Genomic DNA, 13,780 nt, shown 5'->3' on the forward strand with positions numbered 1-13,780 from the left:
GCCGAAACTGCGGCCGCTCGCTACGGTTTCCCGAGGGTCCTTAATGAGTTCTAGAACCACTCTTGCCCCGGCTGGACGCCAGCCGGAGGTAAGGTCTCCCGGCCCTGCCCGGACGCAGCGTATGCGTTCCCGGCGGGGCCGTTTCATTGGAGCCCTGCGCGGCCTCGTCGAGCCGGAACACGGCCACCGTGCGCGCCAGGCCCAGCGCCTGCTGCTGCAGCGCGCGCGCGGCCAGCGCCGCTTCTTCCACCATGCGCGAACCCTGTTGCGTGAGCTCGTCCATGCGCACGATCGCCTGGGCCGCGCCGGCCAGCTCGCGCGCCCGTTCCGTTCCCGTGCTGCCGATCGTGTCGACGATGCCGGCCATGTCTTCCACGGCGCCCGCCAGGTTCGCCATCGTCGCCCCGGCTTCGACCGCGCAGGCGCCGCCATCGTCGAGCGCGGCCACGGTCTCGCGCGCGAGCGTGCGCGCCTCGCGTGCCGCGCGCTGGGCGCGCCGGGCCAGGGCGTGCGCTTCGCGGGCACCGCCGTCGGCGTCGCCCGCACGCGCCAGCGTGGTCTCGATGGCCGCGCCGATGCGGTCCATGCGCACGGCCGCGCGCCGCACCTGTTCCATCGTCGTCACCAGGCGGTGCGCGAGCGCGCCGCCCTCGTCCGCCGCGGCACCTGCACGCACCGCCAGTTCGCCCGCGGCGTGCGCGCCGGCGGCGCTGTCGTCGAGGGCCGTCGCCAGTGCCTGCATCGACGCCGTCGTGCGGTCCAGCGCGTCGCGCACGTGCGCGCGCGGCGGCATGCCCGCGCGGCCCAGCGTGATCTCGCGCGACGCTTCGCCGATCGCGCGGGCCGACTCGAGCACGGTGCGCAACTGGCGGTTCAGGCCGCGGATGCCGGCGTCGAGCAGCCGTGCCGTCTGGCCGATTTCGTCGTCCGCATAGGTCCGCGCGCGGATCGTCAGGTCGCCGCTGGCGAGACCGTGGGCGGCCGCGCCGATCGCACCGATATCGGCCAGCAGCGCGCGCCGCACCGCCATCGTGATCGCCAGCGAGGCCGCGATCGACAGGACGATCACCACCGGCATCAGCACCGCGATCAGGCGGAAATCGTCGGCCGCATCGCGCGACGCCTGCTCGGACAGGGCCTGTTCGCACCGCGACAGCGCCGTCAGGCGCTGGGCGACGACGGCGAACGCGCGCTCCGCCTTGACCATCGCATTGGCGCTGATCGACTGGTCGATGCGCGCGATCTCGATCACGTCGCGCACGGCCGGCACGTATTGCGCCCAGGCGGCACGGGCCTGTTCGACGTAGCGCTGTTCTTCCGGGCTGTCGGCCGTCAGGCGCGCCAGCCGGGCGAGGTCGCGCTCGACCCCGCCGTGCCGGGCCTGCAGGTCGAGTGCGAGCGGATCGACGCGGAAGTGCGGAAAGCTGCCGCTGATCCAGGTCAGGACCTGGTACGCCTGGGCATGCGCGCTGCGCGCCGACGCGGACAGCTCCGCCGCCGCGCGCATGTTGCCCGCCCGGCGCTGCACGATGCTGTCGAGCGACGCATTCTGGCGTACCATCGCGTAGTAGCTGCCGCAGGACAGCAGCACGAGCAGCAGCAGCACGACGCCGGGCGCCAGCAGCAGCTTGGGACCGATGCGCAGACGGGCCAGCATGTCAGGACGTCGTCCGATTGAACAGGTCGAGGGGGAATGAATGGGTCATGGTCTCCTCCTGGCTGGCAGTATTTCCGGCGTGCATTAAATGAATGTACGCCGACAGCGGGGTTGGCCATTGTGTTGGCTCAAGCCCGCCAACGTGAGAGGAACAGGATGAGACGTAAGAGTGTGGGCGCATTGCTGTCGGCCCTGGTGTTTCCCGGCGTGGGCCAGTACTACCTGGGGCGGCGCACGCGCGCGCTGCTGTTCCTGGCGCCGGCCGCCATCGCCGCGATCCTGTATTTCAATTTCGCGCTGGACCAGGCGAACACGGTCGCCGACCAGCTGTTGAGCGGGAAGATGGCGATGGATCCGGCGGCGATCGAGGCGCAGCTGGCGCATGCGCCCACGCCGTTCAGCGTGACGCTGGCCGGGATCGTGTTCGCCGTGTGCTACGTGGGGAGTATCGTGGAAGCGTTGATCGCCAGGCCGGAGGCGTGACGATCAACGCATGCCGCATCAGTCCAGCTTCGCGGCGTGCTCGCGCGTCGCGTGAAACTGCAGCTTCGGCCAGCGCTCCTGCGTGAGGCGCAGGTTGACGCCGGACGTGGCGAGATAGGCCAGGTTGCCGGCCGCGTCGTAGGCGACGTTGTGCGCCAGCTGCGTCTCGAAGTCGGACAGGGCCTTCTTGTCGTCGCTCGACACCCAGCGCGCGCTGCTGATGCTCGCGCCCTCGAACACGGCGTCGACGCCGTATTCGTTCAGCAGGCGGCTCGCGACGACCTCGAACTGCAGCACGCCGACGGCGCCGAGAATCAGATCGCTGCCCATCACCGGCTTGAACACCTGCACGGCACCCTCTTCGCCCAGCTGCTGCAAGCCTTTGTGCAGCTGCTTGGTCTTGAGCGGATTGCGGATGCGCACCGTGCGGAACAGCTCCGGCGCGAAGTACGGGATCCCGGTGAACGTCAGCAGCTCGCCTTCCGAGAAGCTGTCACCGATCTGCATGTTGCCGTGGTTCGGCAGGCCGATGATGTCGCCCGCGTAGGCCTCTTCGACCTGTTCGCGACTCGACGCCATGAACGTCACGACGGACGACAGTTTCACTTCGCGGCCCAGGCGCAGGTGCTTGACCTTCATGCCCTTCTCGAAACGGCCGGAACACACGCGCAGGAACGCGATGCGGTCGCGATGTGCCGGGTCCATGTTGGCCTGGATCTTGAAGACGAAACCCGAGAACGGCTGCTCGTCCGGCCGCACGGCGCGCACGGTCGCATCGCGGTCGCGCGGGCCCGGCGCCCATTCGACGAGGGCCGACAGGATCTCGCGCACGCCGAAGTTGTTGATGGCGGAGCCGAAGAACACGGGGGTCTGCACGCCGGACAGGAAGCGCTCCAGGTCGAACGGATGCGAGGCGCCGTGCACCAGCTCCACTTCCATCTTGAGCTGCTCCATCTCGAGCGGGAACATCTCGGTCAGGCGCGGGTTGTCGATGCCCTTGATGATCTCATAGGCGCCGTCGGCCTTCTCTTCGCCTGCCTTGAACAGCATGACTTCGTCGTTCAGCAGGTGGTACACGCCGCGGAAGTTCTTGCCCATGCCGATCGGCCAGGTCACCGGCGCGCATTCGATCTTCAGCACCGATTCCACTTCGTCGAGCAGCTCGAGCGGGTCGCGGGTTTCGCGGTCGAGCTTGTTCATGAAGGTGACGATCGGCGTGTCGCGCATGCGGCACACGTCCAGCAGCTTGATCGTCTGTTCTTCCACGCCCTTCGCGGCGTCGATCACCATCAGCGCGGAGTCGACGGCCGTCAGCACGCGGTACGTGTCTTCCGAAAAGTCCTGGTGGCCCGGCGTGTCGAGCAGGTTGATGACGTGGTCGCGGAACTCGAACTGCATCACCGACGACGCGACCGAGATGCCGCGCTGCTTCTCGATGTCCATCCAGTCCGACGTCGCATGGCGGCCGCTCTTGCGGCCCTTGACGGTACCGGCGAGCTGAATGGCGCCCGAGAACAGCAGCAGCTTTTCGGTCAGCGTCGTTTTACCGGCGTCGGGGTGGGAAATGATGCCGAAGGTGCGGCGGCGTGCGACTTCGCGCGCGATCGTGGCGGCGGGCTTGCCGGTTACCGCGGCGTCATGGATGTCGGTGGTGGTTGCGTCGATTTCGTTGGACATGGTCTCGCCCTGGGGCGCTTGCAAAACTCTCGATTTTACCGGGTCCAGCGTACCTTGTGTGAACCAATTCCCGGCGCACCGCACGCGTCCCATGTAGGAACAGTCGGGCGCGGATTGTGATGAGGTGCAAGTTTAGCGGCCTCGACGGGCGTATGGATGTGGCCGGAATGGCAAAAAAGGGCGGCCATCGAAACGTTTTAATGCCGCCAAACCATTGTCGAAGTTACAAAAAAAGCCCTCTACTGAAAGTTTCTCTCTAGTAGGACTGGGCTTACATAACATCATGCATAGAGCCTACATGGGGGCGACAGCTAGTCTTATGTTCGGCAAGAGACTATGGCATTAATGTACACACATCGCGATGAGGAAACCCATCCAAGCAATCGCCCCAGTGATGTATGTCAGAGATAACGAGGACAAAATGAATAACGCCCAACTCGGTAACGCCGCCCAGAAAAAGGCGCAATCGGTGAATCAGATCCCCTCGACCAGCGAAGAAATCAAACTGGCCGCCCGCCCGGTTGTCAGCTACAGCGGCACCCAACAAAACGAGTTGCTCGCGGCCCTGCCGCGCCAAGACCTGGAAACCCTGTTCGAGCACCTGGAACTGGTTCCGCTGCCCTTCGGCAAGGAACTGTTCGAATACGGCAGCAAGCTGGAATACGTGTACTTCCCCACCACCGCCATCGTCTCCCTCCTGTACGTGATGGAAGACGGCGCCACGACGGAAATCGCCGTGGTCGGCCATGAAGGCGCCGTCGGCGTGTCGCTGTTCATGGGCGAGCGCGCCACCTGCAGCGCCGTCGTCCAGAGCGCCGGCTACGGCTACCGCCTGAAGACCCAATTCCTGCGCGACGCCTTCAACAAGGGCGGCGCCCTGCCCCAGCTGCTGATGCGCTACACGAACGCGCTGTTCGCCCAGATGGCCCAGAACGCCGTCGGCGGCCGCCACAGCTCGATCGAACAGAAACTGTGCCGCTGGCTGCTGGACCGCTTGGACCGTTCGCCGAGCAATGAATTGAAAGTTACCCAGGAACTCATCTCGATCATGCTGGGCGTGCGCCGCGAAAGCATCACCGCCGCCGCCGGCAAGCTGCAGGACGAAGGCCTGATCCAGTACCGCCGCGGCAACATCACCGTGCTGAACCGCCAGGGCCTGGAAGACTACGCCGGCGAGTGCTACAAGGTCGCTAAAAGCGAGTATGACCGTTTGCTGATGGACGTGTCGCGCGCATGAGCGGCACCGTGTCCCGGCCCGACGTCGCCAGCGGCGACTGGGCCTGGGCGGCACGTAGATGATTGTGTAGTTGATGTTCGGCCAGGTCGGCCGCTTCCGCTGGCGCTTGACCCGCCCGATCTGCCGAAGGCGCCACGGCCAGCGCCGAGATATCCAGGGCACCGCCTGACGCGGTCCCGCCGGCGTCGGTCTCCCCTGGCGCCGTCACCGGAACGATGGCGTGCACCGAGGTCCCGATCCCGTTCACGCCGCGATCCACCCGCAACGTCCCTCCCAGCAGCAACGCCCGTTCGCGCATCCCCAGCAGGCCGTGCGATTTCGGACGGCGCATCGCGTCCGGCGGAATCCCGACGCCATCGTCGCTGACCTCGAGCGTGTACGCTTCGCCTTCGCGCGCCAGGTGCACGATGACGTGGCGCGCCTGGGCATACTTCGCGACATTGTTCAGCGACTCCTGCGCGATGCGGAACAGCGCGATCGACTGCGCGGAACCGGCACTGTCGATGTCGCCCTCGATGAGCGCTTCGCAATCGACGCCCGTCGTGCGGCCGAAATCTTCGCAATAACTCTCCAGGGCGGCGGACAGGCCGAGGTTGTCGAGCAGGCTCGGACGCAGGTCTTCCACGATGCGGCGCTTCAGTTCGACCGTCTCGACGAGCACGCCACGGGCGCGGCCCAGCGTCTCCGCATGGTCCGGATGCGTGGTCCTGATTTGGTCCATGACCGACGCGAGGTGCATGCCGATGGCCGTCAGGTTGGCGCCCATCTCGTCGTGCAGTTCGCGCGCCAGCTTCGCCTTTTCTTCTTCCGACACGCGGATCAGGTGACGCGACAGCACGGACAACTGCTCCGTGCGTTCCGCGACGAGCGATTCCAGGTGGTCATTGGTTTGTTGCAGGGCCCGCTCGGCATTCAGGCGCGCGCGGAAGCTGCGGCGGATCAGGTTGTAGAACAGGACGAGGGTGACGAGTGCCGCCACGTTGATGCCGAGGCCGCGCAGCGCGGCCAGGCGGTAGCGGTCGTAGAAGACGGCGCTGCGCGCAGCCAGCGTTTCGTTCTGTTCGCCCGTCATGATCACCACCTGCAGGCGGATCTCGTCCATATGGGTCTTGTCTTCCTGCGTCTGCGCGATGGCGACGATGTCGGAGAGGCCGCCGTGGCGGTAGACTTCCAGGCCCTGGTTCATCAGGTTGATGCGGCGGACGACGAGATTCTGCAGCTGGGTGAGGTTCTTCAGCTGGGAAGAATTGTCGGCCAGCAGCGTCTTGAGGCTGTCGAACTGGCCGTCCAGTTCACGCTCGGCCGTGCGCAGCGGGCCCAGATAGGTATCGGAACCGGACAGGTAATAGCCGCGCAGACCGCTTTCCGCATCGGTCACGAGCAGGTTCAGGTACTGCAGTTTGGCCGTCACACGATCGGCCTGCGCCTGACGCGCGTTGGCAGTCTTGAGCCCGTCCAGGTTACGGACCAGGCTTACGCCGTTGAGAACCAGGATCAGAACGCACACGACACACAGCAGGGTCTGGTACAACGGAAGGCTGCGAACCGGCCTGAACTTGGGGTCGGTGGTGAAAAACATCCTCGGTCGTTCCTTTCGCGCAGCTTGGCCTGTCCGAGTCATTATAGACCGGGAAAAGTTGCCATGGAGCTCGATTAGGCGTGCGGACGAAGAAATGTGGCGCGATGACGACGCGCAATTAACAATTCTGCATAGCAAATGACAAAATGCTAAAACAGTTGCGGGCCGAAAGACCGGGAATCCCTTCTTTCGGCCTACCCTGCTCAGTCGAGCAGGTTGTTCTTCATGGCGTAGTACGTCAGGTCGCTGTTCGACTGCAGACCCATCTTTTCCATGATGCGAGTACGGTAAGTCGAGACCGTCTTGATCGACAGCGACAGCGCATTGCCGATGTCGGACACGGTCGCGCCCTTGGCCAGGCGGAGGAACACCTGAAATTCACGGTCCGACAATTCCGTATGCAGCGCGGTGTTCGGATCGCGATCGAAACTCTGGGCCAGCAATTCGCCGACCTGCGAGCTGACGTAGCGGCGCCCCTGGTACACGGTACGGACGGCCGTCTTGAGTTCGTCCGCGTCGCATTCCTTGTTCAGGTACCCGTTGGCACCCATCTTGAACAGGTTCAGCGCATACTGCTGGGCAGGATAGCCGGACAGGATCAGGACCGGCAGATTGGGCTGGCCCTGTCGAATGGTGCGCAGGATATCGATGCCGCTCTGGTCCGGCATGGCGATATCCAGCAACAGCACGTCGCAGATCTCGCGGCGTGCGATGTCGAGGGCCTCGCGTCCCGTCGCGCCTTCGGCCACGACTTCGAACTCGCCCGACGACGAAAAAATCTGTTTGAAACCTGCTCGAACTATCTGGTGATCGTCACAAATGGCAACGCGTATCATTGTCTTCCCTTAAGTTTTCCCGATACAGGAAAGAGCCGAGGCTGGCCCCTCACGCCTCCGGTCAGGTCATGCGTTTGAGTCAGCAAACTGCAAGTGACATTTTAGCACCTCCGGGGTGCAGAACAACAGGCGCGCACGCCTGAGCTGGCTGCGTCGGCCGTTGCGCCCTCGGCGGGGCTTCAGGCTGCCGGCGAACCGTGCTTGAGCAGTGCGAGAATTGCGTGCAGCTCGGCACGCAATGCTTCCGGTTCGATGGTCGGCATGGCCGGTGGTGGTGGCGTTTCCGGCAACGCGTCGACGTCGTGCTGGCCGCGCCCATCGAGGCGGTTGCGTGCCCCGCTGATGGTAAAGCCCTGCTCGTACAGCAGTTCGCGTATACGCCGGATCAACAGCACTTCGTGATGCTGGTAATAACGGCGATTTCCGCGGCGTTTGACCGGTTTAAGCTGAGTAAATTCCTGCTCCCAGTAGCGGAGCACATGCGGCTTGACCCCGCACAATTCGCTGACTTCGCCAATCGTGAAATAGCGCTTCGCCGGGATCGGCGGCAGCACGGTCGGTTCCATCTTGTTCGGTCGGTCGTTCATCGCTCACAAGCCGTGTCGGCTTTATCAGGCTGCACGCGCCAGGGAAGGATGGTCGGGGCCGTCGGGGCTGTCCGGATTGCGCGGGCTGCCCGGATTGGCCTCTTCGACCATCGCCTTCAGCTTCTGGCTGGCGTGAAACGTCACGACGCGGCGCGCCGTGATGGGGATTTCTTCCCCGGTTTTCGGATTGCGGCCGGGCCGCTGCGGCTTGTCGCGCAACTGGAAGTTGCCGAAGCCGGACAGCTTGACCGCCTCGCCGCGCTCGAGCGCATTGCGGATCTCGTCGAAGAACGTCTCGACCATGTCCTTGGCCTCGCGTTTGTTCAGACCGACCTGCTCGAACAGCAGTTCGGCCAGCTCCGCCTTGGTCAGGGTCGGCAACTCCTTTTCCGCTTCCTTCCGTACCCGGGCCACCAGCATCGCACGATGCAGGTCGGCGGCCAGCGCTTCCTGGAGCACGGCGGAATCAACGTCGTTGTTGTTAATTTTAAGCCCTACCTTCAGTTCTGGATGTTTGGTGGGGGCTCGATCAACCTGCTGCGCGTTGCAGTGACGGCCTGCGATGCTCGCCGTACCGTAAGTACGGCTGCGCTTCTCGACCACCATTGCTGCCGCGCGCGACGGTTGCTCGATACCCCTTCGAGGCACGTAGCCTTCTTTTTAACCGCGCAGTTTTGCGCCGTGTTTTTGTTGCGCCGCAGATGCCAGCGCGGCCATGATGGCCTCGACCGCATCGTCCTGCAGCGTCGATTGAGTATCTTGCAAGCCAAAGCGGAAAGCAAGACTTTTTTCATCTTGTTCCAAACCTTTGCCGCGGTATTCATCAAATAAAACAACGGCTTGCACGAGTTTGCCGAGCGCGTTCGACGCCAGTTCCGACTGGAAAGCGTCGAGCAGCGCCTGGGCCGGCACGTCCTGTTTCACCACCAGTGCGAGGTCGCGCGTGGCGCCCGGGAACTTGGAAATCTCGGCGTAGCGCGGCACGTCGCGCGCGCGCAGCGCGTCGGCATCCACCTCGAACAGCACCGGGGCCTGCGGCAGGTCGTACTTCTGCAGCCAGCGCGGATGCAGCTCGCCGATGACGCCGACGACCTTGCCGTCCACTTCCACCGTGGCCGAGCGGCCCGGGTGCAGCGCCGGGTGTTCGGTCTTGCTGAAACGTACGGCGCGCGGTGCGAACAGCGCTTCCAGGTCGCCCTTGACGTCGAAGTAATCGACGGCACGGGTCGGCTGGCCCCACTGCTCGTCCGCGGCCGGGCCGTAGGCGATGGCGGCGACGCGCTTGGGCTGGTCGAAGCCGGCGACGGCCAGCGGACCGTCCTGCGCGTCCGCATTGCGCAGGAACACGCCACCCACTTCGAACACGCGCACGCGGCCGGCCTTGCGGTTCAGGTTGTAGCGCACGTTGGCGACGAGGCTGCCGATCAGCGATGAACGCATCACGCTCAGCTGGCTGGCGATCGGGTTCTGCAGGCGGATCGGGTCGGTATTGTTCGCGAAATCCGTTTCCCACTGCTGCTCGACGAAGCTCATGTTCACGACTTCCTGGTAACCCAGGTCGGCCAGTTCGTGGCGGATCGCAAACAGCGAGCGGGTGTCTTCCGGCTCGATCAGCATCGCCGACGGGGCCACCGGCGGCAGCGTGGGAATGTTTTCGAAGCCATACACGCGCGCGACTTCCTCGATCAGGTCTTCCTCGATCTCGATGTCGAAACGGTACGACGGCGCCGTCACGTGGAAGAGACCCTCCTCGCGCTCGAACGGCAGGTGCAGGCGCGTGAAGATGTCGGCGACCATGTCGTCCGTGACGGGCACGCCGATGACCTTCGCGGCGCGCGCGGTACGCAGGGTGACCGGCTTGCGCTGCGGGACGTTCGGCGCCTGGTCGTCGATCGGGCCGACTTTCGTCTCGCCCGTGCCGCAGATCTCCACGATCAGCGACGTGATGCGCTCGATGTGCTCGACGGTCGTCGCGTAGTCGACGCCGCGCTCGAAGCGGTGCGCGGCATCCGTCGAGAAGTTGTAGCGGCGCGCGCGGCCCTGGATGGCGTTCGGCCACCAGAACGCGGCTTCCAGGTAGATGTTGGTCGTGTCCAGGGTGACGGCCGTGGAATCGCCCCCCATGATGCCGGCCAGCGACTCGATCTCCTTCTCGTCGGAGATCACGCCGACCCACTCGTCGACCTCGACCGTGTTGCCGTTCAGGAGCTTCAGCGATTCGCCCTTGCGGCCCCAGCGCACGTCCATGCCGCCGTGGATCTTGTCCAGGTCAAACACGTGCGACGGACGGCCCACTTCCAGCATGACGTAGTTCGAGATGTCGACGAGCGCCGACACCGAACGCTGGCCACTGCGCTCGAGGCGGCGCTTCATCCATTCCGGCGTCGCCGCTTTCGCGTTCAGGCCGCGGATGACGCGGCCGGAGAAACGGCCGCACAGATCCGGCGCCGAAATCTTCACCGGCAGCTTTTCATCCGTATTCACGACGGCCGGACGGAACGCCGGCAGCGCCAGCGGCACGCCGGTCAGCGCCGACACTTCGCGCGCCACGCCCAGCACGGACAGGCAGTCCGCCTTGTTCGGCGTGAGCTTGATCGTGAATTTCAGGTCGTTCAGGGCCAGGTAGTCGCGGATGTTCTGGCCGACGGGCGCGTCTTCCGGCAACTCCATCAGGCCGCTGCTCTCTTCCGAGAGCTTCAGTTCTTTCGCCGAGCACATCATGCCCTGCGATTCCACGCCGCGCAGCTTGCCGACCTTGATTTCGAACGGCTTGCCGTCCGGACCCGGCGGCAGTACGGCGCCGGCCATCGCGCAGATGGCCTTCATGCCCGCGCGCACGTTCGGCGCGCCGCAGACGATGTTCAGCAGGGTGCCGGTGCCGACGTCGACCTGGCACACGTTCAGGCGGTCCGCGTTCGGGTGCTTGGCGACTTCCTTGACTTCCGCCACGACGACGTTCGAGAACGGCGGCGCGACCGGTTCGACCTCTTCCACTTCGAGGCCGGACATCGTGAGCAGGTGCGCGAGTTCGTCCGAATTGATCTTCGGATCGACCATGGAACGGAGCCAGTTTTCAGAGAATTGCATATTCGTTTGCCTTGGTATTGATCGGACGTGTTCTTAGTTGAACTGCTTCAGGAAACGGAGGTCACCTTCGTAGAAGAGACGCAGGTCGTTGATCCCGTAACGCAGCATGGTCAGGCGCTCCAGGCCCGAACCGAACGCGAAACCGATGAATTTTTCCGGATCCAGTCCGAAATTGCGGACGACCGTCGGATGCACCTGGCCGGCGCCCGACACTTCCAGCCAGCGGCCCTTCAGCGGACCGGAGCCGAACGCGATGTCGATCTCGGCCGACGGTTCCGTGAACGGGAAGTACGACGGCCGGAAGCGGACCTGCAGGTCGTCCGTCTCGAAGAATGCCTTCACGAAGTTCAGGTAGACGCCCTTCAGGTCGGCAAAGCTGATGTCTTCGCCGATCCACAGGCCTTCGACCTGGTGGAACATCGGCGAGTGCGTGGCGTCGCTGTCGACGCGGTACGTGCGGCCCGGCGCGATCACCTTGATCGGCGGCGTGTGCGTGCGGGCATAGCGCACCTGCATCGGGCTCGTGTGGGTGCGCAGCAGCAGCGGCTTGCCCGTGCTGTCGTTGCCTTCGATGTAGAACGTGTCCTGCATCGAGCGTGCCGGGTGGTTTTCCGGGCTGTTCAGCGCGGTGAAATTGGTCCAGTCGGTCTCGATCTCGGGGCCGTCGGCCACGTCGAAACCGATCGAGCGGAAAATCTGTTCGACCCGTTCCCAGGTCCGCATGACAGGGTGGATGCCGCCCTTGGCGCGGCCGCGGCCCGGCAGGGTGACGTCGATCGCTTCCGCATTCAGGCGCGCCATCAATTGCGCGTTGGCGAGATCCTCGCGGCGGGCCGTCAACGCCTGTTCGATTTTTTCTTTGGCGGCGTTGATCAGGGCGCCCTGCGCCTTGCGCTGTTCGGGATCGAGCTTGCCGAGGCCCTTCATCAGGTCGGTCACCTGGCCGGTCTTGCCCAGGTATTTCGCTTTTGCGTTTTCCAGCGCGGCTACGTCTTGTGCGCCACCAAAGTCAGTCTGGGCCGAAGTAACGAGTTCTTGAAGCGCGAGTTCTTCCAGCGAGTTCATGCGTATTCTTTTCCTGTTTTGATGGCGGGAGACGCCAGAAACAAAAACAGGGCATCGGTCGTGAAACCTTTGCCCCGTCCTTTGCGCGCCGTGCTTCGACAAGCGCGGCGCTGTACTTCTATCGCAGACTGATGATCAAGCAGCCAGCTTTGCCTTGACGGTGTTCACGATAGCGGCAAAAGCCGGCTTGTCGTTGACAGCCATGTCGGCCAGGACTTTACGGTCCAGTTCAATCGCGGCTTTCTTCAGGCCGTTCATGAATGCGCTGTAGGTCATGCCGTGCGAACGCGAAGCCGCGTTGATACGGGTGATCCACAGTGCGCGGAAAACGCGCTTCTTGTTGCGGCGGTCGCGGTATGCGTACTGGCCAGCGCGCATGACTGCTTGCTTGGCAATACGGAATACTTTGCTGCGGCGGCCACGATAACCTTTGGCAAGCGCAAGAACCTTCTTGTGACGGGCACGTGCAGTAACCCCACGTTTTACTCGAGGCATATTAGCTCCTTAGTGTGAGATTAAGCAGACGGCATCATGCGGTAGACGCTCTGGACGTCGGACGCATTGATGTTGCGGGTGCCACGCAGCTGGCGCTTGTTCTTGGTGGTTTTCTTGGTCAGGATGTGACGCTTGAACGCCATACCCGATTTGACGGTACCACCCGGGCGCACGCGAAAACGCTTTTTCGCGGAGCTTTTGGTTTTCATTTTCGGCATAGTCTTCTGCCCTCTTACAGGCAGCCTCATATGTGACAGGATTGCAGGTGGCAGCAACGCTGCTCTTGGATGCCTACTTTCACTTGTCTCTGCAGCGGAAGCGGGTCCACTACAGTCTTGCTTCCCCGTCCTTGCGAACATGGGAACCGCAGATTCTAGCACAGTTTTACGCCCGTGCACATCCGAGCCATGCACACGAGAAACCAGAAAGTGGAATAGGCCAAGCCCAGGCCGCGGGACGCACCCGGGGCCCGGGCCTGGCCCGGCTTGACTGCACGAAGAATTACTTCTTCTTCTTCGGCGCGACCACCATGATCATCTGGCGACCTTCCAGCTTCGGAAACTGCTCGACCTGGCCGTACGGCTCGAGGTCGCCGCGCAGACGCTCCAGCATGCGCTGGCCGATATCCTGGTGAGCCATCTCGCGGCCACGGAAGCGCAGCGTAATCTTGGTCTTGTCGCCTTCTTCCAGGAACTTGATCAGGTTACGCAGCTTGATGCTGTAATCACCCTCGTCCGTACCTGGACGGAACTTGATTTCCTTGACCTGGATGATCTTCTGCTTCAGCTTCGCTTCGTGCGCCTTCTTCTGCTCCGAATACTTGAACTTGCCGTAGTCCATCAGGCGGCAGACCGGGGGAACCGCGTTCGGCGCGATTTCCACCAGGTCCACGTTCGCTTCTTCAGCCAGACGAAACGCCTCGGCCAGGCTCACAATGCCCAGCGGCTCGTTGTCTATCCCGTTCAGACGCATTTCCGGGTAGTTGATTTCGCCATTGATGCGATGTGACGACTTGTCAGTAGCTATGTTGTTTCCTTTGAAAGTAAGATGGATAGGGCCGTCTCAAGGCGCGTGCTT

Annotated in this window: 13 protein-coding genes; 2 read left to right on the forward strand and 11 right to left on the reverse strand. The window is 63.7% G+C overall.

Translation table 11 applies throughout. The annotated features are described in order from the left end of the window. Positions 1–40 precede the first annotated feature (40 nt). Entirely contained in the window at positions 41–1,657 is a 1,617-nt protein-coding gene (locus ASD28_RS25565) for an MCP four helix bundle domain-containing protein (protein ID WP_056135319.1), read from the reverse strand. 156 nt (positions 1,658–1,813) lie between these two features. On the opposite strand from ASD28_RS25565, the gene ASD28_RS25570 reads away from it, so the two are divergent. Continuing rightward, a complete protein-coding gene (locus tag ASD28_RS25570) occupies positions 1,814–2,140 on the forward strand; it encodes a hypothetical protein (protein ID WP_156403847.1) in 327 nt (108 codons plus the stop codon). Positions 2,141–2,158: 18 nt separating this feature from the next. On the opposite strand, the gene ASD28_RS25575 is transcribed toward ASD28_RS25570, so the two are convergent. Continuing rightward, complete coding sequence (locus ASD28_RS25575; protein WP_056135325.1) at positions 2,159–3,817, reverse strand: peptide chain release factor 3; 1,659 nt, start codon at positions 3,815–3,817, stop codon at positions 2,159–2,161. A 421-nt stretch (positions 3,818–4,238) separates the two neighbouring features. Here ASD28_RS25575 and ASD28_RS25580 point away from each other — a divergent pair, with 421 nt between their 5' ends. Continuing rightward, the gene (locus ASD28_RS25580; protein ID WP_056135328.1) at positions 4,239–5,054 is read left to right on the forward strand and encodes a Crp/Fnr family transcriptional regulator; all 816 of its coding nucleotides are present in this window, start codon (positions 4,239–4,241) and stop codon (positions 5,052–5,054) included. Here the strand turns inward: ASD28_RS25580 and ASD28_RS25585 are convergent. The 9 genes from ASD28_RS25585 to infC form a co-directional block, all read right to left on the reverse strand. Further along, positions 5,008–6,633 (reverse strand): CHASE3 domain-containing protein, encoded by a 1,626-nt coding sequence (locus tag ASD28_RS25585; RefSeq protein ID WP_082577392.1) that lies wholly within the window; start codon positions 6,631–6,633, stop codon positions 5,008–5,010. The two genes, ASD28_RS25580 and ASD28_RS25585, sit on opposite strands and share 47 nt — an antisense overlap. A 203-nt stretch (positions 6,634–6,836) precedes the next feature. After that, positions 6,837–7,469 carry a response regulator transcription factor gene (locus ASD28_RS25590; protein WP_036228513.1) on the reverse strand — a complete coding sequence of 211 codons (633 nt, stop codon included), beginning with the start codon at positions 7,467–7,469 and terminating at the stop codon, positions 6,837–6,839. A 179-nt stretch (positions 7,470–7,648) separates the two neighbouring features. After that, positions 7,649–8,056, reverse strand: coding sequence for a MerR family transcriptional regulator (locus tag ASD28_RS25595; RefSeq protein WP_056135330.1), 408 nt, complete (start codon positions 8,054–8,056; stop codon positions 7,649–7,651). Between the two features lie 24 nt (positions 8,057–8,080). Continuing rightward, positions 8,081–8,476 (reverse strand): integration host factor subunit alpha, encoded by a 396-nt coding sequence (locus ASD28_RS25600; protein WP_056135976.1) that lies wholly within the window; start codon positions 8,474–8,476, stop codon positions 8,081–8,083. Between the two features lie 240 nt (positions 8,477–8,716). Beyond that, positions 8,717–11,143 carry a phenylalanine--tRNA ligase subunit beta gene (gene pheT, locus ASD28_RS25605; RefSeq protein ID WP_056135333.1) on the reverse strand — a complete coding sequence of 809 codons (2,427 nt, stop codon included), beginning with the start codon at positions 11,141–11,143 and terminating at the stop codon, positions 8,717–8,719. A gap of 33 nt (positions 11,144–11,176) precedes the next feature. Then, positions 11,177–12,208: a phenylalanine--tRNA ligase subunit alpha gene (gene pheS, locus ASD28_RS25610; RefSeq protein ID WP_056135336.1), complete on the reverse strand. Its 1,032-nt coding sequence runs from the start codon at positions 12,206–12,208 to the stop codon at positions 11,177–11,179. 135 nt (positions 12,209–12,343) lie between these two features. Continuing rightward, positions 12,344–12,703, reverse strand: coding sequence for a 50S ribosomal protein L20 (gene rplT / locus ASD28_RS25615; protein WP_056135339.1), 360 nt, complete (start codon positions 12,701–12,703; stop codon positions 12,344–12,346). Positions 12,704–12,723: 20 nt separating this feature from the next. Next, positions 12,724–12,921 carry a 50S ribosomal protein L35 gene (rpmI, locus tag ASD28_RS25620; protein ID WP_056135342.1) on the reverse strand — a complete coding sequence of 66 codons (198 nt, stop codon included), beginning with the start codon at positions 12,919–12,921 and terminating at the stop codon, positions 12,724–12,726. Positions 12,922–13,204: 283 nt separating this feature from the next. Next, entirely contained in the window at positions 13,205–13,756 is a 552-nt protein-coding gene (gene infC, locus ASD28_RS25625) for a translation initiation factor IF-3 (protein ID WP_267873880.1), read from the reverse strand. Positions 13,757–13,780: the final 24 nt, after the last annotated feature.

Origin of the sequence: Massilia sp. Root133, assembly GCF_001426525.1 — a bacterium.
GTDB lineage: Bacteria > Pseudomonadota > Gammaproteobacteria > Burkholderiales > Burkholderiaceae_D > Telluria > Telluria orientalis.